We start from the raw sequence: 23,109 nt of genomic DNA on the forward strand, positions 1-23,109 counted from the left end.
ACAGAGAGATGATTCTCATTGTTTCACGGGGTAAGTCTGGCAGATTGTGTACTTCAAGTGTCGTATGGCACAAATGGGTGATGGTAAGGAGTTTATAGTGAAAAAGTGGTTGTGTGCCGCAGGCCTCGGTTTAGCAATGGCTGCTTCAGCTGGCGTTCAGGCAGCAGATAATATCGCTGTAGTTAACGTCTCCAGCATTTTCCAACAGTTGCCAGCACGTGAAACCGTGGCTAAACAGCTGGAAAACGAGTTCAAAGGCCGTGCGGGCGAACTTCAGAACATGGAGCGTAGCCTTCAGACCAAAATGCAACGTTTGCAGCGTGATGGCGCTACCATGAAAGCCAGCGATCGCAGCAAATTGGAAAAAGACGTGATGGCTCAGCGCGAGCAGTTCTCTCAGAAAGCGCAGGCTTTTGAGCAGGACAACCGTCGCCGTCAGATGGAAGAGCGTAACAAAATCCTGAGCCGTATTCAGGACGCTGTGAAATCTGTTGCCAGCAAAGAAGGCTACGACGTAGTTATCGATGCTAACGCCGTTGCTTACGCAGGTTCTTCTAAAGACATTACTGCCGACGTGCTGAAACAGGTTAAATAAGACATGCTTTCAATTCGACTGGCTGATTTAGCGCAGCAGTTGGATGCACAATTGCACGGTGATGGCGATCTCGTCATCACCGGCATTGCTTCTATGCATTCGGCACAAGCTGGCCAAATCACGTTTTTGTCAAACAGCCGCTATCAAGAGCAGCTGGCCTCCTGCCTGGCAAGCGCAGTAGTGCTTACCGAGGCGGATCTACCACACTGCCGTTCTGCGGCGCTGGTGGTTAAAAACCCTTATCTGACCTACGCGCGTATGGCGCAGCTGATGGACACCACGCCGGCTCCGGCTCAGGATATCGCCCCAAGCGCGGTCATCTCACCTGCAGCTACTCTGGGGCAGAATGTTGCCATCGGGGCGAATGCGGTCATCGAGTCAGGCGCAGTACTCGGCGATAACGTGGTTATCGGCCCGGGTTGCTTTATCGGCAAACGCGCACGCATTGGCGCAGGTACGCGTCTGTGGGCGAATGTCACTATTTATCATGAAGTCGAGATCGGCCAGCATTGTCTGATCCAATCGGGCACTGTAATTGGCGCTGACGGTTTCGGCTATGCCAACGAACGCGGCGAGTGGATTAAAATCCCTCAACTGGGCACGGTGATTATCGGCGATCGCGTCGAGATCGGCGCTTGCACTACCATTGACCGCGGCGCGTTGGATAACACCCAAATCGGGAATGGTGTTATCATCGACAACCAATGCCAGATTGCACATAACGTTGTGATTGGCGACAATACTGCCGTCGCCGGCGGTGTGATTATGGCGGGCAGCCTGAAAATCGGCCGCTATTGCCAGATCGGCGGAGCCAGCGTGATCAACGGTCACATGGAGATCGCCGACAAGGTTGTTGTCACTGGAATGGGAATGGTTATGCGACCAATCACCGAACCTGGGGTATACTCTTCGGGCATTCCGTTACAACCCAACAAAGTTTGGCGTAAAACCGCTGCGTTGGTGATGAATATCGATGAGATTAGCAAGCGCTTAAAAGCTGTCGAACGAAAAGTCGGAAAAGACTAATCACTGCCGCCCGCCTCGCTGGGTACAAAACGAAACGCGTTGGTCATAAGACCAAAAGCGCAAAGAGTTGTTAATTTGCGGCCTGCATGATGATCTCCTTTTGGGGTCAGCGCAGGCCGTGTTGTTGATGCCATCAGTTTTTAGAGACAGGAAGAGTATTTTGACTACTGACACTCATACTCTGGATATTGCAGAAATTTTGGAATTGCTTCCTCATCGTTACCCGTTCTTGCTGGTCGATCGCGTCCTTGATTTTGAGGAGCACAAATTCCTGCGTGCGGTGAAGAACGTATCTGTAAATGAACCGTTTTTCCAGGGGCACTTCCCTGGCAAGCCGATTTTTCCAGGCGTATTGATTCTGGAAGCAATGGCGCAGGCCACCGGTATTCTGGCGTTTAAAAGCGTCGGTAAGCTGGAACCGGGCGAATTGTATTACTTTGCCGGTATCGACGAAGCCCGTTTCAAACGACCGGTAGTGCCAGGCGATCAGATGATCATGGAAGTCACCTTTGAAAAAACTCGTCGCGGTCTGACGCGCTTCAAAGGCGTAGCAACCGTTGACGGTAAAATTGTTTGCGAAGCAACCATGATGTGCGCGCGCAGCCGGGAGTCTTAATCCGTGATTGACAAAACCGCCTTTATCCATCCAAGCGCGATTATTGAAGAAGGTGCCGTTATCGGCGCTGGCGCGCACATCGGTCCCTTCTGTTACGTCGGCTCCCAGGTGGAAATCGGCGCTGGCACGGTACTGAAATCCCACGTTGTGGTGAATGGTGTAACCAAAATCGGCCGCGATAATCAGATCTATCAATTTGCCTCTATCGGCGAAGCGAATCAGGATCTGAAATACTCGGGTGAACCGACGCGTGTCGAGATTGGCGATCGCAATCGCATCCGCGAAAGCGTCACCATTCATCGCGGCACGGTGCAGGGCACCAGTCTGACCAAGATCGGCGACGACAACCTGTTCATGGTGAACGCGCACATTGCCCATGACTGTATCGTCGGTAATCGTTGTATCTTCGCCAACAACGCGACGCTGGGCGGCCACGTTGAAGTTGATGATTATGCGATCATTGGCGGCATGACGGCGGTGCACCAATTCTGTGTGATTGGTGCTCACGTTATGGTTGGCGGCTGTTCAGGCGTTGCTCAGGATGTGCCACCTTTTGTCATCGCGCAGGGTAATCACGCCACGCCATTCGGTATCAACATCGAAGGGTTGAAGCGTCGTGGTTTTGATAAAGAGGCGCTGCATGCCATTCGCAATGCCTACAAACTGCTTTATCGCAGCGGTAAAACGCTGGACGAAGCCAAGCCTGAAATCGAAGCCCTGGCCAAAGAGCAGCCGGTCGTGCAGCAGTTCCTCGATTTCTTTGGCCGTTCAACCCGCGGTATTATTCGCTGACCTATGCAAAATCGTCCATTGACTATCGGATTGGTCGCCGGAGAAACTTCCGGTGATATTCTTGGCGCGGGTTTAATCCGAGCGCTCAAGGCGCAGATCCCCGACGCGCGTTTTGTTGGCGTCGCAGGCCCGCTGATGCAGGCTGAAGGCTGCGAAACCTGGTACGAAATGGAAGAGCTGGCGGTAATGGGCGTGGTTGAAGTGCTTGAGCGCTTGCCACGCCTGTTGAAGATCCGCAAGGATCTTACCCGTCGGTTCAGTGAATTGAAGCCGGACGTGTTTGTCGGCATCGATGCGCCCGACTTCAATATCACGCTGGAAGGCCGCCTCAAGCAGCGCGGCATCCGCACTATTCACTATGTCAGCCCATCGGTCTGGGCCTGGCGTCAGAAGCGCGTTTTCAAAATTGGCAAAGCTACCGATCTGGTATTGGCGTTTCTCCCTTTCGAAAAAGCGTTTTACGATCGTTTCAACGTTCCCTGTCGGTTTATCGGCCACACCATGGCCGATGCCATGCCGCTGCAGCCGGACAAATTGGCCGCGCGCGCTACGCTGGGCATAGCTCCCGACGCACGCTGCCTTGCCCTGTTACCGGGTAGCCGAGGTGCGGAGGTCGAGATGCTGAGCGCCGACTTCCTGAAGACCGCCCAACTGCTTCGCACCCGTTATCCTGATCTGGAAGTGGTTGTGCCGCTGGTCAACGCCAAACGGCGCGAGCAGTTCGAACGTATCAAGGCTGAAGTAGCGCCGGAGCTGACCGTTCATCTCCTGAACGGCCAGGGACGTGAGGCAATGATCGCCAGCGATGCGGCATTGCTGGCCTCAGGTACGGCAGCGCTGGAGTGTATGCTGGCCAAATGCCCGATGGTGGTGGGTTACCGCATGAAGCCGTTTACCTTCTGGTTGGCGCAGCGGTTGGTGAAGACGCCGTATGTCTCGCTGCCTAACCTGCTGGCTGGGCGTGAAATCGTCACCGAACTGTTGCAGCACGACTGCGTGCCGGACAAACTGGCGGCCGCCCTGATGCCGTTGCTGGAAGACAGCCCGCAGACCGAAGATCTGAAACAGACTTTCCTTACCTTGCACCAAAGCATCCGTTGCGGTGCTGATGAACAGGCCGCTCAGGCTGTGTTGGAGCTGGCAAAAGCATGATCGAACCCTTTATCTATCCCGCCGCTACGTTGATTGCCGGTGTGGACGAAGTGGGCCGCGGCCCCTTGGTGGGCGCAGTAGTGACCGCAGCAGTGATCCTCGACCCCGCTCGGCCGATTATTGGCCTGGCAGACTCGAAAAAACTCAGTGAAAAACGCCGTCTGGCACTGTATGACGAAATCGTGGAAAAGGCCTTGTCCTGGAGCCTGGGGCGTGCCGAGCCGGACGAGATCGATCGGTTGAACATCTTGCACGCCACCATGTTGGCAATGCAGCGTGCGGTTGCCGGATTGCATATCGCGCCGGACATGGTATTAATCGACGGTAACCGTTGCCCGAAATTGCCCATGCGCTCGCAGGCGGTGGTGAAGGGTGATAGCCGCGTGGCTGAAATCAGCGCCGCCTCCATTCTGGCTAAGGTGACGCGCGATCGCGAAATGACCGAATTGGATCGCGAGTTCCCGGATTACGGTTTTGCGCAGCATAAAGGCTATCCGACCGCCTTCCACCTGGAGCGCCTGGCCGTGCTGGGTGCGACCGAACATCATCGCCGCAGCTTTGCCCCGGTAAGAAGGGCGCTGGAGCTGTAATTTGCCGGCCTGGGCATCCGGGCTGGGCGCGCGATAGCGTTAACCTGGGTTCAGCTTGCTGAGCCCCCTAGTTTCAGGTATCTGGATATGGCCGAACCTCGTTTTATTCACCTGCGCGTTCATAGTGACTACTCCATGATTGATGGATTAGCCAAGATTGGGCCGTTGGTGAAAAGAGCCGCCGCGTTAGCCATGCCTGCTTTGGCAATTACCGATTTCACCAACCTGTGCGGTTTGGTGAAGTTCTATGGCAGCGCGCATGGCGCCGGGATCAAACCGATCATCGGCGCGGATTTTCATGTGCAAAGCGAAGTGCTGGGCGATGAACTGGCGCAGCTCACCGTACTGGCCGCCAACAATGAAGGTTATCAAAACCTGACGCTGCTGATTTCCCGCGCTTACCAGCGTGGTTATGGCGCCGCCGGCCCCATTATTGATCGTGACTGGCTGATCGAACACCGTGCGGGGTTAATCCTGCTTTCTGGCGCCCGTCAGGGGGACGTCGGCAAATTTTTGCTGCGCGGTAACCAGCAACAGGTAGATCAGTGCCTGGACTTCTATCAGCAATATTTCCCGGACAGCTATTATCTCGAACTGATCCGCACAGGCCGGCCGGACGAAGAAAACTACCTGCATGCAGCCGTAGCGCTGGCCACCGAACGTGGGTTGCCGGTGGTGGCCACCAACGACGTGCGTTTTCTGGTTGAGGACGATTTTGACGCCCATGAGATCCGCGTCGCGATCCATGACGGTTTCACGCTTGACGATCCCAAACGCCCGCGCAACTACAGCATGCAGCAATACATGCGCAACGAAGACGAGATGTGCGAGCTGTTTGCCGACATCCCCGAAGCGCTGCTCAACAGCGTTGAAATCGCCAAGCGCTGCAATGTCACCATCCGCCTCGGCGAATACTTCCTGCCGCAGTTCCCGACCGGTGATATGACTACCGAGGATTTCCTGGTGCTCAAATCGAAGGAAGGGCTGGAAGAGCGCCTGGAATTCCTGTTCCCGGATCCGGAGGTTCGCGCACAGCGCCGTCCTGAATATGACGAACGTCTGGATGTTGAACTGAAAGTGATCAACCAGATGGGGTTCCCGGGCTACTTCCTGATCGTCATGGAGTTCATCCAGTGGTCGAAGGATAACGACGTACCGGTAGGACCGGGACGTGGTTCCGGCGCCGGTTCGCTGGTGGCCTATGCACTGAAAATTACCGACCTTGATCCGCTGGAATTTGATTTGCTGTTCGAACGTTTCCTCAACCCGGAACGTGTTTCGATGCCTGACTTCGACGTCGACTTTTGCATGGAAAAACGCGATCTGGTGATTGAGCACGTGGCGGAGATGTATGGTCGTGAGGCGGTATCGCAGATCATCACCTTTGGCACCATGGCGGCGAAAGCGGTTATCCGCGATGTGGGCCGCGTGCTGGGCCACCCCTATGGTTTCGTCGATCGCATCTCCAAGCTGGTGCCACCCGATCCGGGCATGACCCTGGAAAAGGCCTTTGCCGCCGAACCGCAACTGCCGGAAATTTACGAGGCTGACGAAGAGGTCAAAGCGCTGATCGACATGGCGCGCAAGCTGGAAGGTGTGACGCGTAATGCCGGTAAGCACGCCGGTGGCGTGGTTATCGCACCCACCAAGATCACTGACTTCGCACCGTTGTATTGCGACGCGGAAGGGAATCACCCGGTCACCCAGTTTGACAAGAATGATGTGGAATACGCCGGGCTGGTGAAGTTCGATTTCCTTGGTTTGCGTACCCTGACCATCATCGACTGGGCGTTGGGGATGATCAATGCCCGGCGAGCGAAATCCGGGCTGGAACCTATTGATATCGCAGCTATTCCGCTCGAAGACAAAAAAAGCTTCGATATGCTGCAGCGCTCGGAAACCACTGCGGTATTCCAGCTCGAATCACGCGGCATGAAGGATCTGATCAAGCGCCTGAAGCCTGACTGTTTCGAAGATATGATCGCACTGGTGGCGCTGTTCCGCCCGGGACCGTTGCAGTCAGGCATGGTAGATAACTTCATCGACCGCAAACACGGCCGTGAAGAGATTTCCTACCCGGACATCCAGTGGCAGCATGAGTCGCTTAAGCCGGTGCTGGAGCCGACGTATGGCATCATTCTGTACCAGGAACAGGTCATGCAGATTGCCCAGGTGCTGGCCGGCTATACGCTGGGCGGGGCAGACATGCTGCGTCGTGCGATGGGTAAAAAGAACCCGGTTGAGATGGCCAAGCAGCGCGGCGGTTTCGAAGATGGGGCAAAATCGCGCGGTATCGACGGTGAACTGTCGGTAAAAATCTTCGATCTGGTAGAGAAATTCGCCGGTTACGGTTTTAACAAATCGCACTCTGCCGCCTATGCGTTGGTGTCATACCAGACGTTGTGGCTCAAAGCTCACTATCCGGCCGAGTTTATGGCAGCGGTAATGACCGCCGATATGGACAACACCGACAAGGTGGTGGGGCTGGTGGATGAATGCTGGCGCATGGGCCTGAAAATCCTGCCGCCGGACATCAACAGCGGGCAGTACCATTTCCACGTTAACGATGAAGGCGAGATCGTTTATGGCATCGGCGCCATCAAAGGCGTTGGTGAAGGGCCGATTGAAGCCATTCTCGAAGCGCGGAACAGCGGGGAACAGGGCTACTTTAAAGACCTGTTCGATCTGTGCGCGCGCTCCGATATCAAAAAACTGAACCGACGCATTCTGGAAAAACTGATCATGTCCGGGGCGTTCGATCGCCTTGGGCCACACCGCGCCGCGCTGATGAGCTCACTGGGCGACGCGTTGAAAGCGGCCGATCAGCATGCGAAAGCCGAAGCGATCGGCCAAGTTGACATGTTTGGCGTCCTGGCGGAAGCGCCGGAACAGGTGGAGCAATCCTACGCCAACGTACCACGCTGGCAGGAGCAGGTGGTGCTGGATGGTGAACGGGAAACTCTGGGGCTGTACCTGACCGGCCACCCGATCACCCAGTACCTGAAGGAGATCGAACGTTACGCCGGTGGCCAGCGTTTGAAAGATATGCACCCGACGGATCGGGGCAAAATGACGACCGCCGTTGGGCTGGTGATCGCCTCGCGGGTTATGGTCACCAAGCGCGGTAACCGCATCGGTATTTGTACGCTGGATGACCGTTCAGGTCGTCTGGAGGTGATGTTATTCACCGATGCGTTAGAAAAATACCAGCATTTGTTGGAAAAAGACCGTATCCTGATCGCCAGTGGACAGGTCAGCTTTGATGACTTTAGCGGCGGGCTTAAAATGACGGCCCGCGAACTAATGGACATCAGTGAAGCCCGTGAAAAATACGCTCGTGGGCTTGCTATCTCGCTGACGGACAGGCAAATTGATGACCAGCTTTTGAACCGTCTCCGTCAGTCGTTGGAACCCCATCGCTCGGGGACGATTCCAGTGCATCTTTACTATCAACGGGAAGATGCGCGGGCCAAGCTGCGTTTTGGCGCAACCTGGCGCGTGACGCCCACCGACCGCTTGTTGATAGATTTGCGGACTTTGGTAGGTAATGAGCAGGTGGAACTGGAATTTGACTAATATAGGAATGCTATGAGTCTGAATTTTCTTGATTTTGAACAGCCGATTGCAGAGCTGGAAGCGAAAATTGACTCGCTGACTGCAGTCAGTCGTCAAGACGAAAAATTAGATATTAATCTGGACGAAGAGGTTCAGCGCCTTCGTGAAAAGAGCGTTGAGCTGACGCGCAAGATTTTTTCCGATCTTGGGGCCTGGCAAATTGCCCAATTGGCACGCCACCCGCGCCGTCCTTACACCCTGGATTATATCAAACACATCTTTACCGACTTCGAAGAGTTGGCTGGCGACCGCGCTTATGCCGATGATAAAGCGATCGTTGGTGGTATTGCGCGCCTGGATGGCCGCCCGGTGATGATCATTGGTCATCAGAAAGGCCGCGAAACCAAAGAGAAAATCCGCCGTAACTTCGGTATGCCTGCACCAGAAGGCTATCGCAAGGCACTGCGTCTGATGGAAATGGCTTCCCGCTTCAAGCTGCCGTTGATCACATTCATCGACACGCCAGGGGCTTATCCGGGCGTTGGCGCGGAAGAACGCGGCCAGTCGGAGGCCATCGCCCGCAACCTGCGTGAAATGTCTCGCCTGAATATCCCGGTGATCTGCACCGTGATCGGCGAAGGCGGTTCTGGCGGTGCGTTGGCGATCGGCGTTGGCGATAAAGTGAATATGCTGCAATACAGCACTTATTCTGTGATCTCGCCGGAAGGTTGCGCCTCGATTCTGTGGAAGAGCGCCGACAAAGCGCCATTGGCCGCAGAAGCGATGGGCATTACCGCACCGCGCCTGAAAGAGCTGAAGCTGATCGATTCGGTGATCCCGGAACCCCTGGGCTCCGCCCACCGTGACGTACCGGCAATGGCAGCCTCGCTGAAAGCGCAATTGCTGGCTGACCTGAAAGATCTCGATGGCCTGAACAACGAAGAGTTGCTCAATCGCCGTTATCAGCGCCTGATGAACTACGGCTATTGCTGAGTTTTGTTCTGCGTTGCAAAAAACCGCCTTCGGGCGGTTTTTTTATATCTGATGAAAAAGCCGCGGCTGTACGCAAGCTTTTTGCGCTGCGGCGCGCAGCATGCCGATGACGGGGTACACAGAGTCGTATTTTCATGTTGTTATAGAGGTTTGGCGGTTAACTGACAGGAGCAGCCGATGAATATCATCGCAATCATGAGCCCAACGGGCGTCTATTACAAAGATGAGCCTATTCGTGAGCTGCACACCGCATTGGCTACGATGGGGTTCCAGTTGGTTTATCCGAAAAACGGCGGCGACCTGCTAAAGCTGATCGAAGCCAATGCGCGTATTTGCGGAGTGATTTTCGATTGGGACGACTACAGCCTGGAGCTGTGCAGCGAAATTAACGAGCTGAATGAATATCTGCCGCTATATGCGTTTATCAACCAGTATTCCACCTTCGACGTCAGCCTGCATGAAATGCGCATGGTGCTGTATTTCTTTGAGTATGGCTTGAATGCGGCAGATGATATTGCGCAGCGTATCCAGCAATACACCGCAGAATATATCGACACCATTACGCCGCCCTTAACCAAGGCGCTGTTCAACTATGTGCGCGAGGGCAAATACACTTTTTGCACCCCAGGGCATATGGCCGGTACCGCTTTCCAGAAAAGCCCTGTTGGCTGCCTGTTTTACGATTTTTTCGGTGCCAACACCTTAAAAGCCGACGTCTCCATATCGGTGACCGAACTGGGTTCGCTGCTGGACCACACCGGCCCGCATCTGGAGGCCGAAGAGTATATTGCACGTACCTTTAACGCCGAGCAGAGCTATCTGGTGACCAATGGCACCTCCACCGCGAACAAGATTGTCGGTATGTATTCGGCACCGGTCGGCAGCACGGTATTGATCGACCGTAACTGCCATAAATCGCTGTGCCATCTGCTGATGATGAGCGATATCGTGCCGATTTACCTGCGCCCGTTGCGTAACGCCTACGGCATTCTTGGCGGCATCCCGCAGCATGAGTTTACCCATGAGAGCATTGCCGGCCGGGTCGCCGCCACCGCGAATGCCAGCTGGCCGGTACATGCGGTGATCACCAACTCAACCTATGACGGCCTGCTGTATAACACCGATTACATCAAGCAGACGTTGGACGTGCCATCCATCCATTTTGACTCCGCCTGGGTACCCTATACCAACTTCCATCCGATCTACGAAGGCAAGAGCGGCATGAGCGGTGAGCGCACGCCCGGCAAGGTGATCTACGAAACGCAGTCCACGCACAAGCTGCTGGCGGCATTCTCGCAGGCCTCGATGATTCACATTAAGGGCGATTACGACGAAAGCACCTTTAACGAAGCCTATATGATGCATACCACCACTTCACCGAACTACGGCATTGTGGCATCGATGGAAACCGCTGCCGCGATGCTGCGCGGCAACCCCGGGCGACGCTTGATCAACCGCTCGGTAGAGCGCGCGCTGCATTTTCGCCGCGAGGTACAGCGACTGCGAGAGGAGAGCGATAGCTGGTTCTTCGATATCTGGCAGCCCGAAGAGATCGACGAGGCGCAATGCTGGCCGTTGAATCCGGATGATAACTGGCACGGGTTTGGTAATACCGACCGCGATCATATGTATCTCGATCCGATCAAGGTGACGATCCTGACACCGGGAATGAACGAGCTGGGTACGTTGGAAGAGAGCGGGATCCCGGCGGCGCTGGTGGCGAAATACCTGGACGAACGCGGCATCGTGGTGGAAAAAACCGGGCCTTATAATCTGCTGTTCCTGTTCAGTATCGGCATTGATAAAACCAAGGCGATGAGCCTGTTGCGCGGCCTGACCGATTTCAAACGCGCTTACGATCTTAATCTGCGGGTGAAGAACATGCTGCCGGATCTGTATGCGGAGGATCCTGATTTCTACCGCAATATGCGCATTCAGGATCTGGCGGCCGGGATCCACCGGTTGATCTGCCGGCACGATCTGCCGCGGCTGATGCTGCGGGCGTTCGACGTGCTGCCGGAAATGAAGCTGACGCCGCACCAGATGTTCCAGCAGCAGGTACGCGGGAATGTGGAAACCTGCGAGCTGGATCAACTGGTGGGCAAGGTGGCAGCCAATATGATCCTGCCTTATCCGCCAGGGGTGCCGCTGGTGATGCCGGGTGAGATGATCACCGAGGAGAGCCGTGCGGTACTCGATTTCTTGCTGATGCTATGTTCCATTGGTGAGCGTTATCCCGGCTTTGAAACCGATATCCACGGTGCGAAACTGACCGAGGATGGGCGTTATCTGGTGAAGGTGCTGAAAACGCCCTTGGCTTAGGAGGCGCCGGCCGATCTCAACGCTTAAGAGGCATGACCTGAATGACGACTCCGTTTTATCCTGCTGGTTTTTGCCGTTGACGTTGTAATCCCCGCCGGATACCGTGCTTCATCAGGCAGACAATGAGGCATTACCATGTTGGCATTACGTCAGGTGCACCACATCGCAGTCATTGGTTCAGACTATGCGGCCAGTAAGCATTTCTATTGCGACATCCTCGGTTTTACCCTATTGGGTGAGTTTTACCGTGAAGAACGAGATTCATGGAAGGCGGATCTGGCGCTCAATGGCCAATACAGCATCGAACTGTTCTCTTTTCCGTCACCACCGGCTCGTGTCAGCCGTCCGGAAGCATGCGGCCTGCGCCACCTGGCCTTCAGCGTAGACGATATCGAACAGGCTATCGCGCATCTGCAGGCCGCTGGGGTAGTGTGCGAGCCGATACGCGTCGATCCTTATACCCAGTCCCGTTTTACTTTTTTCAGCGATCCCGATGGATTGCCGCTGGAGCTGTATGAACGATGAAAGCTTGCCTGAAGGCGGCGGGCTGGTTAACGTGCTGTCCCATGGGTGTTATGGCGGCCTCCAGCCGCTTGTCAGGCGATAAACGATAAACCAATGAATACCGATCAACTTTCCGTACAGGTCAGTCGCCAATTGGGTACTCACCGGCGTTTGCTGGTGGCGTTCAGCGGTGGGCTGGATTCCAGCGTGTTGTTGCACCTGCTGGTGCATCTGCGAAGGCAATTGCCGGATTTGCAGTTGCGCGCGGTGCACGTACACCATGGCCTGAACGTTTTTGCCGACGAATGGGTGGCTCACTGCCAACGGCAATGCGCCACCTGGCAGTTACCGCTGGTGGTTCAACATGTGCAGGTAGATGGCAGGCAGGGTGGGATTGAAGCTGCGGCCCGTGCGGCGCGTTACTCGGCTTTCGTCGCTACGCTGGCTGCCGATGAGGTCTTGCTCACCGCGCAACATCTTGATGACCAATGCGAGACCTTCCTGCTGGCGTTGAAACGCGGCAGTGGTCCGGCTGGCCTGTCGGCGATGGCTGCGCAGGCCTCATTGGGGAGTAACCCCTTGCTGCGTCCTTTGCTGGGTATATCGCGTCTGCAGTTGGAGGATTACGCACAGCGGCATCGGCTTGCCTGGATTGATGACGACAGCAATCAGGACCCGCGTTTCGACCGCAATTTCCTGCGCCTGCAGGTGTTACCGCTGCTGAACCAACGCTGGCCGTATTTTGCCGCCGCGACGGCGCGCAGCGCCAGCCTCTGTGCGGAACAAGAGCAACTGCTGGATGAACTGCTGTCAGAACAGCTGCACTCGTTGCTCGATGAAGATAATGCGCTGGCGATCGACGGCCTGCTGGGGTGTTCACCAGCGCGGCGTTTTGCCTTGCTGCGCCGTTGGATCGCGCTGTTTGGCGTCACCATGCCTTCACGCGAGCAATTGCAGCGGCTATGGGACGAGGTGGCGCTCAGTCGGGATGATGCCGAACCGCAGTTGCAACCGGGGCAGTATCAGATCCGCCGTTTTCGCCGACGTTTGTATCTGCTGCCGATCATGGCGGATTTGCGCGAAGTCTGCCTGAACTGGTCGTTGGTGGAGCCGCTCGAGCTGCCGGATGGATTGGGTAAGCTGAGTAGCGGGGCGGGTGATATTTGTCTGCGGGCACCGCAGCGGCAACAGAAGGTGAGCGTTCGTTTTGCCGCTCAGGGAAAAATCCGCATCCTTGGCCGAACCCATTCCCGGTCAGTTAAAAAACTGTGGCAGGAATTGAGTGTGCCGCCGTGGCAGCGCGAACGTACCCCGTTGATTTATTATGATGACCAGCTTATCGCTGCGCTGGGCGTGTTTGTCAGCGAAGCCGGTCAGACGCCGGAAGGGGAGCAATCCTGGCGGCTGCGTTGGCATAAAAAATAATAATAATGTGAGGAGCAATGATGAAATTTGTTAGCGCAATGGCTGTGGTGTTTGGCCTTTTCAGCCTGTCGGCCATAGCGGCGGGTGATGTGGCCGCAGGGAAGGGAAAATCCGCCAGCTGTGTCGCGTGCCACGGCACGGAGGGGAAGGTGTCGGTACCGATATATCCCAATCTGGCCGGGCAAAACGCCATGTATCTGGAGCATGCGCTGCAGGCGTATAAAAAAGGGGGGCGCAACGGCGGCCAGGCTGAAGTGATGAAGGCCTATGTCTCAGCGTTGTCTGATGATGATATTGCCGATCTGGCCGCGTACTATGCCAGTCTTAAACCATAGCCAGTCTTAAACCATAGCCAGCCTGAAGCCATAAATGACGAGGGCAGCCGTTGGGCTGCCCTGTTGGGATGGCGTTACCGAAAAATCAATCAGACAGGCTGACGACCACGGTACCGATTTCCGGATGACTGAAACTGAGGATGTGATCCAGACGCAAGCTGAGAGCATTGCCGGCCTGATCGATAATCAGGTACTCAACGCCCTTGGTAAATTTCAGCTCGGTGGCTTTGCCTTCGAGTTTTTCTCCGTCGCGTAACTCCAGCTTCAGAATGTAGTTATGCTGACAGGCGAGTTCCAGGCTTTCATAGTCATCGCAATTGATGGATTGGTACTCATCATTCATCAACATAGTCGCTCACCAATAAGTTAGCGGCGGCAAAGGCCGCCTGTTCCCTAACGGAGGACGGTAGCGCGTTATCCGCAGCAACTTCGTCCAATGCCTTTAATACACATGCTAACGCATCAGGCACGTAGCCGAGATCCCCACTGCCGATCTCGGCGTAAAAACGGCGTACTAACTCACAGTATTGTTGCACAGTTTCCTCCCTTAAGAACCTCTGCGTCATCGAAGTCTCGTATGGCGATGAGGCGCAGGCTCTCGGAGCTTTACTTAATCCTAGTCGACTATAGCACAGCTGTTGGGGAGTTATTAGCACCTCAGCGCGGCTTTCGCACTGTGCTTTGCCCAGCCGTGCTGGCTGCGGATGGGCCAAATCTAGTACACTGTCGCCTGATAATAATGAGGTCACCCATGGCGCTGAAAGCAACTATTTATAAAGCCACGGTCAATATCGCTGATATGGATCGTCACTTCTACCACGACGCCACGCTCACCCTGGCCCAACACCCTTCCGAAACCGAACAGCGTATGATGCTGCGCCTGCTGGCCTGGATCTGCCATGCCGATGAACGTCTGGTGTTTACCAAGGGCTTGAGCGCCGAAGACGAGCCGGAGATCTGGCGGCGTAACGATCACAACGGGTTGGAAATGTGGATCGAAATGGGCCTGCCTGATGAGAAGCGAATCAGGAAAGCCTGCAACCAGTCACCGCGAGTGGTGCTTTACGCTTACGGTGAACGCGCCGGACACGTTTGGTGGCAGGGTATCCAGAGCAAAGTGGCAAACCACAAAAACCTAAGCATCCGTTTTCTGGATGATGAACAATTAGGCAAATTGGCAGCGATGGCCAGCCGCAATATGACGCTGCAAGCTACGTTGCAAGAAGGCACTATCTGGCTTTCTGATGCTCAGAATAGTCTGGAAATCCAGTTTGCCGAGTGGCAACAGGCGCAGGTGTGACCGGTGCTGGAGCTGTCAAGAAACGTAGCCATACCGGATAACGAGCTGGAACTGACGGCGATCCGCGCGCAGGGTGCGGGTGGCCAGCACGTGAACAAAACCTCAACGGCTATCCATTTGCGCTTTGACATCCGGGCGTCCAGCCTGCCAGAGTATTATAAAGAAAGGCTGCTGGCTCTGAATAATCATTTAATTACCGCCGATGGCGTGGTGATTATTAAAGCGCAGGAATATCGTAGCCAGGAATTAAACCGCGAGGCGGCGCTGGCCAGGCTGGTGGCGTTGATTCAGCAGGCGATGGTGGTGGAAAAAACGCGCAGAGCGACCAAGCCCACGAAAGGGGCAAAATTACGTCGGCTGGAAGGCAAGGTACGTAAAGGCGCGACTAAAGCGCTGCGCGGCAAGATCCGCACTTAAGGATACATGAGCACAGTAGGAGAATAGCTGTGAAGAAAATAACAATAGCCCTGTTTTTAGCGGCAGGGGCGCTCTCATTATTGGGATGTAATAATCAGTATCAGCCGAAAGAACAACCTCTTCAGGCGATGCAGCAGAGTTACCAGGGCGTACTGCCTTGCGCTGATTGCAGTGGCCTGGATACAGCGCTGTTCCTGGATGAAGACGGTACTTTCGTTTTGCAGGAAACCTATCGCGAAACCAAAGACGGGGACCAGACTTTTGCCGATTATGGCAAATGGGCGCGAACCGCAGATAAGCTGGTTCTGACCGACAGCCATGGAGAAAAACGCTATTTCCGCCCCGTGGGCAAGAGCCTGGAAATGCTGGATCAAAGCGGCGCCGTGATTGAGTCTAGGTTGAACTACCGCCTGGAACCGGTGGAAAAAGCATTGCCTAAAACGCCGATGGCGCTCAAAGGTAGCTACACCTACATGGCGGATGCCGCGGTGTTCAAGGATTGCGCCACCGGCAAAACTTTCCCGGTAGACAATACTATCGCGCTGGAACAAGGGTATGCCAAGGCGTACAAAACCCCCGGCGAGCCGGTATTTCTGACCTTGAATGGCCATTTCAGCGTCCAGCCGTCAATGGAAGAAGGGCAAACCGAGAGGGCGTTGGTGCCGGACGGCAAGATAGCCTTCGACAAGAACAAGAACTGCGACAGCAAATAATCGCCATAAAAAAACCCGCCGAGGCGGGTTTTTTACTATCTGATGCAGCAGCTTAGCGCTTGATTTGCCCCAGCAGGAAATCAACGATTTCGCCGGTTTTAATCATTTGCTTCTCGCCGATGCGGCGGTTTTTGTATTCAATCTCTTCGCTGTCGAGATTACGGTCGCCGATGACGATTGAATGCGGTACGCCAATCAGTTCCATATCCGCGAACATCACGCCCGGGCGCTCTTTACGGTCGTCGAGAATAACGTCGATACCGTGCGAACGCAGGGTGTTGTACAGTTCTTCAGCCAGCGCCTGTACGCGGAAGGATTTGTGCATGTTCATTGGCAGAATAGCCACCTGGAACGGGGCGATGGCGTCCGGCCAGATGATGCCGCGATCGTCGTGGTTCTGCTCGATGGCGGCAGCCACCACGCGAGTAACCCCGATCCCGTAGCAACCCATGGTCAGCACCTGGTTACGACCATCTTCACCCTGAACGGTGGCTTTCATCGCTTCAGAATATTTGGTGCCGAGCTGGAAGATATGGCCCACTTCGATACCGCGTTTGATCAACAGCGTGCCTTTACCGTCCGGGCTGGCGTCGCCTTCTACCACGTTACGAATATCGGCAACCTGCGGCAGCGGCAGATCGCGCTCCCAGTTAATGCCAAAGTAGTGTTTACCGTCGATATTAGCGCCGGCGCCAAAATCGCTCATCGCCGCTACGCTGCGATCGGCCACGACCGGAACCTGCAGGTTGACCGGGCCGAGGGAACCCGGGCCTGCACCGACGATGGCGCGGATTTCTTCTTCGGTAGCAAAGGTCAATGGAGTGGCTACCTGTGGCAGCTTCTCGGCCTTGATTTCGTTCAGCTCGTGATCGCCGCGAACCAGCAGGGCAACCAGCTTGTGGCCGCTTTCTTTTTCGGCGTGCACCAGCAGCGTCTTGACGGTTTTCTCAACCGGCAGTTGGAATTGCTCTACCAACTCGGCGATGGTCTTGGCGTTCGGCGTATCTACAACGCGCAGTTCTTCGCTGGCGGCTGCACGCGGCTGAGCCGGCGCTACGGCTTCTGCCAGTTCGATATTGGCGGCAAAGTCAGAACCGGTAGAGAACACGATATCGTCTTCACCGCTGTCGGCCAGCACCTGGAACTCGTGTGATGCGCTACCGCCAATCGAGCCGGTGTCGGCATGCACAGGGCGGAAATCCAGGCCCATGCGGCTGAATATTTTGCTGTAGGCTTCGTACATTGCATCGTAGGTCGCCTGCAGGGATTCCTGCGAGGTATGGAACGAGTAGGCGTCTTTCATCAGGAATTCGCGGGAACGCATCACGCCGAAACGCGGGCGTACTTCATCACGGAATTTGGTCTGAATCTGGAAGAAGTTCAGCGGCAGCTGTTTGTAAGAGCTGATCTCGTTACGGATAAGATCCGTAATCACTTCTTCGTGCGTTGGGCCCAGCACAAACGGACGTTCGCCGCGATCGACAAAGCGCAGCAGCTCAGGACCATATTGTTCCCAACGACCGCTTTCCTGCCATAAATCGGCGGGCTGTACCACCGGCATGCAAACTTCGATCGCGTTGGCATTGTTCATTTCTTCGCGGACGATGTTCTCAACCTTTTTCAGAACGCGCAGGCCGGTTGGCAACCAGGTGTAAAGACCTGAGGCCAGCTTGCGAATCATCCCGGCGCGCAGCATCAGCTGGTGGCTGATCACTTCGGCGTCGGCAGGTGTCTCCTTCAGGGTGGAGAGCAAATATTGGCTAGTACGCATGGTGTTTTGGTTCCGTTAGAACTGCAAATTGCATCGGGCTGCCACAGTGGCGGCCAAAAGTGACAAAAGTGCTTTAGTTTACCAGTGCGAGCGGGTTGTCAAAAGAGAGACGGTGGAATTTTAACGCAGGTCGAGTGACAACACCTCGGTTTGCTGATCCACCACCCGCCAGCGTACGTTGAAATCCAGCAGCCAAACCGCGTAATCCCGTTCCGCTTCTTCTCCCCTGCGGTAGGCCGGACGTGGATCCTGGGCCAGCACCTGGGTGATAAAACGCCGCAACTGCGGATAGCGATGTTGGTGTTGCTGTAGCTGTTGTTCAGCCTTGGGGGCAAAACGTACGGGCATATCGCCGACGGGTGCCGTCTGAGCAAACCCGGCGCGGGCCTGCGGTTGGCTTTCGGCAAACGGCAGGTAGGGCTTGATATCCACCACTGGCGTGCCGTCAACCAGATCGAGGCTGCCCAACTCCAGCACCACTTCGCTCCCCTGAACGCGCACGCCTTTTAATTCTATTAACGACATGCCGAGCGGGTTTGGGCGAAAGGTGGAGCGGGTGGCAAACACGCCCATCCGGGCATTGCCGCCAAGACGCGGTGGCCGCACGGTGGGGCGCCAGCCACCTTCCAGGGTTTGATGGAAAATAAACATCACCCACAGATGGCTAAAATCGCTGAGCCCGCGCACTGCTTCCGCCTGATTGTAGGGCGGCAGCAGCAGCAGTTCACCGCCACCGTCTTCGACTAACCCCGGCTGGCGGGGTACGGCGAACTTTTCTTTATACGGTGAACGGATGATTCCGATCTGATTGAAGACAAACTCGGTCATTTGGACGAAACGTTAAGCGCTGAACCCTGGCAAATCGCCTGTTGGTAGCAACCGGCAACGCCGCTGACAATCTGGCAATCATGCAATAGCACGGCGTTTGCTTTCATGTAAGACGCGCGGATTTGCATGCGTTTACGGGCTGTCGCCAGATTTGGCGGTGAATCCTGTACGGTGGTCTGGCATGACTCACCAGAGACCTCACCCAGATCGCGGAAAGGTTTGCCCACTAATTCTTCTGCGCTTTTATACAGTTTTACCGGCGCTGGACGTGCCGCTGGCGTGGTCTTTGTCGGTGTGGTTACAGTCGGTTTGCTGGTGTTGTTTGTTGAGGAGGGCGCGATACGCTGCGACGAACACCCTGCCAGCGCGAGCGCTAACAAACAGAGAGATAAAACACGCATTGAGATTCCTCTGTCTTTTTATAAAAGTGGCGCTATTGAAGCAATCTACGGCGGAAATAACAAGACGGGCCGGAGCCCGTCTTGCAATTATAGGAATAAAATCGGTAATTAATGATTACCAGCCTTTCACTGCCCCACCATTAAAGATCTTGTTGGCGGCTGCGTTAACTTCGTCAGACTGGTATGCCTGCACGAACTTCTTCACGTTTTCCGCGTCTTTGTTGTCTTCGCGGGCAACCAGCAGGTTAACGTACGGTGAGTCTTTATCTTCAACAAACAGACCGTCTTTTGCCGGAGTCAGGCCGATCTGGCTGGCGTAGGTGGTGTTGATTACCGCCAGTGCGATTTGCTGATCGTCCAGGGAACGCGGCAACTGTGGGGCTTCCAGTTCTACCAGCTTCAGGTTTTTCGGGTTCTCCGTTACGTCCAGCACGGTCGGCAGCAGGCCAACACCGTCTTTCAGTTTGATCAGGTTAACCTTCTGCAGCAGCAGCAAAGAACGGCCCAGGTTGGTCGGGTCGTTAGGCAGGGCAACCTGGGAACCGTCTTTCAGCTCATCCAGCGATTTGATTTTCTTGGAGTAACCGGCGATCGGGTAAACGAAGGAGTTACCTACCGCGACCAGCTTATAGCCGCGATCCTTGATTTGCTGATCCAGATACGGTTTGTGCTGGAAGGCGTTCAGATCGATATCGCCTTTGCTCAGTGCTTCGTTTGGCAGTACGTAGTCATTGAACGTCACCAGTTCAACGTCCAGACCGTATTTCTCTTTTGCCACTTTCTGCGCTATTTCAGCAACCTGCTGCTCAGCACCGACGATAACGCCCACTTTAATATGGTTTGGATCTTTTTCTTCCTGACCGCAGCCTGCCAGAGCCAGAGTACCGATCAGTGCGCCGATTGCCGCGATGGACTTAAATTTTAACGACATATCCCTTCCTCATTAGACTCGCATTAAAAATACGCTGTGTGAGCGCAGTTGCTGTGAAAACTATTTGTGGGTGACGGTCTTTACAATCCGATCGCCAGAGAACTGAATCAGATAGACCAGCACTACCAGTAATACTAATACGGTATTCATCACAGTGGCGTTATAACCGATATAACCATACTGGTAACCGATTTGGCCCAGACCGCCGGCGCCAACCGCGCCACCCATGGCGGAATAGCCAACCAGGGTAATCAGCGTGATGGTGGCTGCGTTCACCAGACCGGGCAGGGCTTCCGGCAACAGGACCTTTTTGATGATTTGCATCGGGGTTGCACCCATCGCGCGGGCCGCTTCCACCAAGCCGGATGGGATCTCCAGCAGAGCGTTTTCCACCATACGGGCGATAAACGGCGCGGCTCCTACGGTCAAGGGTACGATGGCCGCCTGAAGGCCAATCGAGGTACCGACGATAAGACGCGTAAATGGAATCATCCACACCAACAAGATAATGAACGGAATGGAACGGAACACGTTCACCAGCCCGGACAGGGTTTTATACAGCGTATTGTTGGCGACAATCTGCCCCGGACGGGTTACGTACAGCAGCACGCCAACCGGCAGGCCGAGCACGAAACCGAAGAAGCCGGAGACAAAGGTCATCATGACGGTTTCCCATACGCCACGTGCCATTAACCACATCATTGCCTCAGACATAACCCAGAACCTCTACTTTTACCTGATTTTCCTGCAGGAACTTAATCGTTGCCAGCGCGTCTTCATCGCTGCCGTGCAGCTCCGCCAGCATTACGCCGAATTTCACGCCGCCGGCATAATCCATTTGGGCGCTGATGATGTTGTTATTAACGTTGAAGCGGCGAGCGGCCTCTGACAACAAAGGCGCATCGACGGACTGGCCGGTAAACTCGAGGCGCAGCAGCGGTTGACGGCCGCCACTGCGTTCCGGCGCCAAACGCTTGGCATAATCGTCCGGGATATCCAGATGCAGCGTGGATTGAATAAACTGTTGGGCCAGCGGCGTTTTCGGGTGCGAGAACACTTCGCTGACGCTATCTTTTTCAATCAGTTGCCCCTGGCTGATAACCGCAACCTGATCGCAGATGCGTTTTACCACGTCCATTTCATGGGTGATCAACAAAATGGTCAGGCCGAGGCGGCGATTGATGTCTTTCAGCAGTTCCAGAATCGAACGGGTGGTTGCCGGATCCAGCGCGCTGGTGGCCTCGTCGCACAGCAGCACTTTAGGTTGGCTTGCCAACGCGCGGGCAATCGCTACACGCTGCTTCTGGCCACCGGACAAATTGGCAGGGTAGGCGTCGTGTTTGTCTGACAGCCCGACCAGCTCCAATAATTCGGTCACGCGCTTTTTGATTTCAGCGCGTGGGGTATTGTCCAGCTCCAATGGCAGCGAAACGTTGCCAAATACCGTGCGGGAGGACAGCAGGTTAAAATGTTGGAAAATCATGCCGATCTGACGGCGAGCGCGTGTCAGTTCGCTTTCGGACAGGGAGGTCAGATCCTGTCCGTCAACCAGCACCTGGCCGGAGGTTGGGCGCTCAAGCATGTTGGCGCAGCGGATCAGCGTACTTTTACCGGCACCGGAGGCACCGATAACGCCATAAATTTGCCCGGCAGGGACGTGAAGAGTCACGTCAGATAGCGCATTAATAGAGCGCGAACCCTGCTGGAACACTTTGGTGATGTTAGAAAGTTTAATCATATTCTTCTTATTTTAGCGTGGTTGCCCGTGGCTAGATAAAAGTAAACCCTGGCGTGGACCAAGGTATGGATCAGATGTTAAGGCGTCTAGACGTCCAAGTCAACGGCCAACACTGTTCTCTGCCGTTCTCAGCACCGGGTAAAACATGCGATACTGTACGCGTTTTCAGGCCCTCAGGAGTAAACCGGTGACACAAAGCGTTCCAGCAATTTTCCTAGATCGTGATGGCACGATTAATGTCGATCATGGCTACGTCCATGAAATCGATGACTTCCATTTTATTGATGGCGTGATTGACGCCTGTCGCGAACTTAAAAAGATGGGCTTTGCCCTGGTACTGGTCACCAACCAATCCGGTATCGCGCGCGGCAAGTTCGACGAAAAACAGTTTATGTACCTGACCGAGTGGATGGACTGGTCGCTGGCCGATCGCGATGTTGACCTTGATGGCATCTATTTCTGTCCGCATCATCCAGAAGCGGTAATAGAAGAATACCGTCAGACGTGTGATTGCCGTAAACCGCAGCCGGGCATGTTGCTGCAGGCGCAGCAGGAATTAAACATCGATATGGCCTCTTCTTATATGGTTGGCGACAAACCGGAAGATATGCAGGCGGCCATTGCGGCAGGCGTTGGCACCAAAGTGCTGGTGCGTACCGGCAAGCCGGTCACCGATCAGGGAGAAAAACTGGCGGATTGGGTGTTAAACAGCCTGGCAGACCTGCCGGAAGCCATTAAAAAGCGGGTTTAGTAGGCGTTATGCATGAATAGTGAGCGGTCGGAAAGAAAGTGAATATTAATCCTTGTCATTCTGAACCGGCTCCCTATAATGCGCCTCCATCGACACGGAACATGTGAACAACTTCACAGAGTCTCCGGGGTTCGAAGAGAAAAATCCTGAAAATTAGGGTTGACTCTGAAAGAGGAAAGCGTAATATACGCCACCTCGAGATAGCAAGCTACGGCGGCTAACTCACTGCTCTTTAACAATTTATCAGACAATCTGTGTGGGCACTCCACAAGACGATATCCAGTACCTTCGGGTACGAAAAAATATCAAGTCTTGAAGAGTGACTACTGAAGTAAAATTCATTTAGTAACCTTT

At 54.8% G+C, this 23,109-nt stretch carries 24 protein-coding genes; 16 read left to right on the top strand and 8 right to left on the bottom strand.

The features are described 5' to 3' along the window. The first annotated feature begins 97 nt into the window (after positions 1-97). From skp to V2S86_RS21190, 12 genes are all read left to right on the top strand, one after another. Positions 98-595 (top strand): molecular chaperone Skp, encoded by a 498-nt coding sequence (skp, locus tag V2S86_RS21135; RefSeq protein WP_004952213.1) that lies wholly within the window; start codon positions 98-100, stop codon positions 593-595. A gap of 3 nt (positions 596-598) precedes the next feature. Continuing rightward, positions 599-1,621 (top strand): UDP-3-O-(3-hydroxymyristoyl)glucosamine N-acyltransferase, encoded by a 1,023-nt coding sequence (lpxD, locus tag V2S86_RS21140; RefSeq protein WP_330764009.1) that lies wholly within the window; start codon positions 599-601, stop codon positions 1,619-1,621. 160 nt (positions 1,622-1,781) lie between these two features. Beyond that, positions 1,782-2,237 (top strand): 3-hydroxyacyl-ACP dehydratase FabZ, encoded by a 456-nt coding sequence (gene fabZ, locus V2S86_RS21145; protein WP_006318674.1) that lies wholly within the window; start codon positions 1,782-1,784, stop codon positions 2,235-2,237. Positions 2,238-2,240: 3 nt separating this feature from the next. Then, positions 2,241-3,029: an acyl-ACP--UDP-N-acetylglucosamine O-acyltransferase gene (gene lpxA, locus V2S86_RS21150; RefSeq protein ID WP_330764010.1), complete on the top strand. Its 789-nt coding sequence runs from the start codon at positions 2,241-2,243 to the stop codon at positions 3,027-3,029. Positions 3,030-3,032: 3 nt separating this feature from the next. Beyond that, entirely contained in the window at positions 3,033-4,181 is a 1,149-nt protein-coding gene (gene lpxB, locus V2S86_RS21155) for a lipid-A-disaccharide synthase (protein WP_330764011.1), read from the top strand. Further along, positions 4,178-4,771, top strand: coding sequence for a ribonuclease HII (gene rnhB, locus V2S86_RS21160; RefSeq protein WP_006327524.1), 594 nt, complete (start codon positions 4,178-4,180; stop codon positions 4,769-4,771). Before lpxB ends, rnhB begins: the two co-directional genes overlap by 4 nt. 87 nt (positions 4,772-4,858) lie before the next feature. Next, a complete protein-coding gene (gene dnaE / locus V2S86_RS21165; protein WP_330764012.1) occupies positions 4,859-8,347 on the top strand; it encodes a DNA polymerase III subunit alpha in 3,489 nt (1,162 codons plus the stop codon). Positions 8,348-8,359: 12 nt separating this feature from the next. Further along, positions 8,360-9,319 (top strand): acetyl-CoA carboxylase carboxyl transferase subunit alpha, encoded by a 960-nt coding sequence (gene accA / locus V2S86_RS21170; protein ID WP_006318658.1) that lies wholly within the window; start codon positions 8,360-8,362, stop codon positions 9,317-9,319. A gap of 177 nt (positions 9,320-9,496) precedes the next feature. Further along, positions 9,497-11,641, top strand: coding sequence for a lysine decarboxylase LdcC (locus V2S86_RS21175; RefSeq protein WP_330764013.1), 2,145 nt, complete (start codon positions 9,497-9,499; stop codon positions 11,639-11,641). A gap of 135 nt (positions 11,642-11,776) precedes the next feature. Next, complete coding sequence (locus tag V2S86_RS21180; protein ID WP_212557549.1) at positions 11,777-12,166, top strand: VOC family protein; 390 nt, start codon at positions 11,777-11,779, stop codon at positions 12,164-12,166. A gap of 93 nt (positions 12,167-12,259) precedes the next feature. Continuing rightward, entirely contained in the window at positions 12,260-13,570 is a 1,311-nt protein-coding gene (gene tilS / locus V2S86_RS21185; RefSeq protein ID WP_330764014.1) for a tRNA lysidine(34) synthetase TilS, read from the top strand. A 17-nt stretch (positions 13,571-13,587) separates the two neighbouring features. Beyond that, entirely contained in the window at positions 13,588-13,905 is a 318-nt protein-coding gene (locus V2S86_RS21190; RefSeq protein WP_330764015.1) for a c-type cytochrome, read from the top strand. A gap of 85 nt (positions 13,906-13,990) precedes the next feature. Here V2S86_RS21190 and rof read toward each other — a convergent pair whose 3' ends face one another. Both rof and V2S86_RS21200 read right to left on the bottom strand, forming a co-directional pair. After that, the gene (rof, locus tag V2S86_RS21195) at positions 13,991-14,248 is read right to left on the bottom strand and encodes a Rho-binding antiterminator (RefSeq protein ID WP_004952197.1); all 258 of its coding nucleotides are present in this window, start codon (positions 14,246-14,248) and stop codon (positions 13,991-13,993) included. Continuing rightward, on the bottom strand, positions 14,241-14,441 hold the full coding sequence (locus tag V2S86_RS21200; protein ID WP_006318652.1) for a YaeP family protein: 201 nt from the start codon (positions 14,439-14,441) through the stop codon (positions 14,241-14,243). Before V2S86_RS21200 ends, rof begins: the two co-directional genes overlap by 8 nt. A gap of 215 nt (positions 14,442-14,656) precedes the next feature. On the opposite strand from V2S86_RS21200, the gene V2S86_RS21205 reads away from it, so the two are divergent. The 3 genes from V2S86_RS21205 to nlpE are packed head-to-tail and all read left to right on the top strand — an operon-like array spanning position 14,657 to position 16,335. Next, positions 14,657-15,205 (top strand): YaeQ family protein, encoded by a 549-nt coding sequence (locus tag V2S86_RS21205; RefSeq protein ID WP_004952190.1) that lies wholly within the window; start codon positions 14,657-14,659, stop codon positions 15,203-15,205. A 3-nt stretch (positions 15,206-15,208) separates the two neighbouring features. Continuing rightward, positions 15,209-15,622: an alternative ribosome rescue aminoacyl-tRNA hydrolase ArfB gene (arfB, locus tag V2S86_RS21210; protein WP_006318651.1), complete on the top strand. Its 414-nt coding sequence runs from the start codon at positions 15,209-15,211 to the stop codon at positions 15,620-15,622. 29 nt (positions 15,623-15,651) lie between these two features. After that, positions 15,652-16,335, top strand: a complete 684-nt coding sequence (gene nlpE, locus V2S86_RS21215; protein ID WP_330764016.1) for an envelope stress response activation lipoprotein NlpE — start codon at positions 15,652-15,654, stop codon at positions 16,333-16,335. A 52-nt stretch (positions 16,336-16,387) separates the two neighbouring features. On the opposite strand, the gene proS is transcribed toward nlpE, so the two are convergent. The 6 genes from proS to metN form a co-directional block, all read right to left on the bottom strand. Beyond that, positions 16,388-18,106 (bottom strand): proline--tRNA ligase, encoded by a 1,719-nt coding sequence (gene proS, locus V2S86_RS21220; protein WP_330764017.1) that lies wholly within the window; start codon positions 18,104-18,106, stop codon positions 16,388-16,390. A gap of 120 nt (positions 18,107-18,226) precedes the next feature. Then, on the bottom strand, positions 18,227-18,934 hold the full coding sequence (gene tsaA, locus V2S86_RS21225) for a tRNA (N6-threonylcarbamoyladenosine(37)-N6)-methyltransferase TrmO (protein WP_330764018.1): 708 nt from the start codon (positions 18,932-18,934) through the stop codon (positions 18,227-18,229). Continuing rightward, positions 18,931-19,335 (bottom strand): Rcs stress response system protein RcsF, encoded by a 405-nt coding sequence (gene rcsF / locus V2S86_RS21230; protein WP_006318639.1) that lies wholly within the window; start codon positions 19,333-19,335, stop codon positions 18,931-18,933. Before rcsF ends, tsaA begins: the two co-directional genes overlap by 4 nt. 115 nt (positions 19,336-19,450) lie before the next feature. After that, a complete protein-coding gene (locus tag V2S86_RS21235; protein WP_330764019.1) occupies positions 19,451-20,266 on the bottom strand; it encodes a MetQ/NlpA family lipoprotein in 816 nt (271 codons plus the stop codon). 60 nt (positions 20,267-20,326) lie between these two features. Continuing rightward, the gene (locus V2S86_RS21240; RefSeq protein WP_006318637.1) at positions 20,327-20,980 is read right to left on the bottom strand and encodes a methionine ABC transporter permease MetI; all 654 of its coding nucleotides are present in this window, start codon (positions 20,978-20,980) and stop codon (positions 20,327-20,329) included. Continuing rightward, positions 20,973-22,004 carry a methionine ABC transporter ATP-binding protein MetN gene (metN, locus tag V2S86_RS21245; RefSeq protein ID WP_006318635.1) on the bottom strand — a complete coding sequence of 344 codons (1,032 nt, stop codon included), beginning with the start codon at positions 22,002-22,004 and terminating at the stop codon, positions 20,973-20,975. The genes V2S86_RS21240 and metN overlap by 8 nt, the downstream gene beginning before the upstream one ends. Positions 22,005-22,191: 187 nt before the next feature. Here metN and gmhB point away from each other — a divergent pair, with 187 nt between their 5' ends. After that, a complete protein-coding gene (gmhB, locus tag V2S86_RS21250) occupies positions 22,192-22,755 on the top strand; it encodes a D-glycero-beta-D-manno-heptose 1,7-bisphosphate 7-phosphatase (protein WP_006318627.1) in 564 nt (187 codons plus the stop codon). Positions 22,756-23,109 lie beyond the last annotated feature (354 nt).

The sequence above is a fragment of the Serratia sp. C2(1) genome (assembly GCF_036352655.1).
Classification (GTDB): Bacteria; Pseudomonadota; Gammaproteobacteria; order Enterobacterales; family Enterobacteriaceae; genus Serratia; species Serratia inhibens.

What these genes read in the sequence shown, in the direction of transcription:
- V2S86_RS21235 (WP_330764019.1), bottom strand. Translation starts at nt 20,266, where the DNA reads ATGTCGTTAAAATTTAAGTCCATCGCGGCAATCGGCGCACTGATCGGT.
- rof (WP_004952197.1), bottom strand. Translation starts at nt 14,248, where the DNA reads ATGAATGATGAGTACCAATCCATCAATTGCGATGACTATGAAAGCCTG.
- lpxB (WP_330764011.1), top strand. Translation starts at nt 3,033, where the DNA reads ATGCAAAATCGTCCATTGACTATCGGATTGGTCGCCGGAGAAACTTCC.
- V2S86_RS21190 (WP_330764015.1), top strand. Translation starts at nt 13,588, where the DNA reads ATGATGAAATTTGTTAGCGCAATGGCTGTGGTGTTTGGCCTTTTCAGC.
- tilS (WP_330764014.1), top strand. Translation starts at nt 12,260, where the DNA reads ATGAATACCGATCAACTTTCCGTACAGGTCAGTCGCCAATTGGGTACT.
- rnhB (WP_006327524.1), top strand. Translation starts at nt 4,178, where the DNA reads ATGATCGAACCCTTTATCTATCCCGCCGCTACGTTGATTGCCGGTGTG.
- tsaA (WP_330764018.1), bottom strand. Translation starts at nt 18,934, where the DNA reads ATGACCGAGTTTGTCTTCAATCAGATCGGAATCATCCGTTCACCGTAT.
- lpxD (WP_330764009.1), top strand. Translation starts at nt 599, where the DNA reads ATGCTTTCAATTCGACTGGCTGATTTAGCGCAGCAGTTGGATGCACAA.
- metN (WP_006318635.1), bottom strand. Translation starts at nt 22,004, where the DNA reads ATGATTAAACTTTCTAACATCACCAAAGTGTTCCAGCAGGGTTCGCGC.
- dnaE (WP_330764012.1), top strand. Translation starts at nt 4,859, where the DNA reads ATGGCCGAACCTCGTTTTATTCACCTGCGCGTTCATAGTGACTACTCC.
- V2S86_RS21240 (WP_006318637.1), bottom strand. Translation starts at nt 20,980, where the DNA reads ATGTCTGAGGCAATGATGTGGTTAATGGCACGTGGCGTATGGGAAACC.
- V2S86_RS21175 (WP_330764013.1), top strand. Translation starts at nt 9,497, where the DNA reads ATGAATATCATCGCAATCATGAGCCCAACGGGCGTCTATTACAAAGAT.
- V2S86_RS21180 (WP_212557549.1), top strand. Translation starts at nt 11,777, where the DNA reads ATGTTGGCATTACGTCAGGTGCACCACATCGCAGTCATTGGTTCAGAC.
- accA (WP_006318658.1), top strand. Translation starts at nt 8,360, where the DNA reads ATGAGTCTGAATTTTCTTGATTTTGAACAGCCGATTGCAGAGCTGGAA.
- proS (WP_330764017.1), bottom strand. Translation starts at nt 18,106, where the DNA reads ATGCGTACTAGCCAATATTTGCTCTCCACCCTGAAGGAGACACCTGCC.
- rcsF (WP_006318639.1), bottom strand. Translation starts at nt 19,335, where the DNA reads ATGCGTGTTTTATCTCTCTGTTTGTTAGCGCTCGCGCTGGCAGGGTGT.
- V2S86_RS21205 (WP_004952190.1), top strand. Translation starts at nt 14,657, where the DNA reads ATGGCGCTGAAAGCAACTATTTATAAAGCCACGGTCAATATCGCTGAT.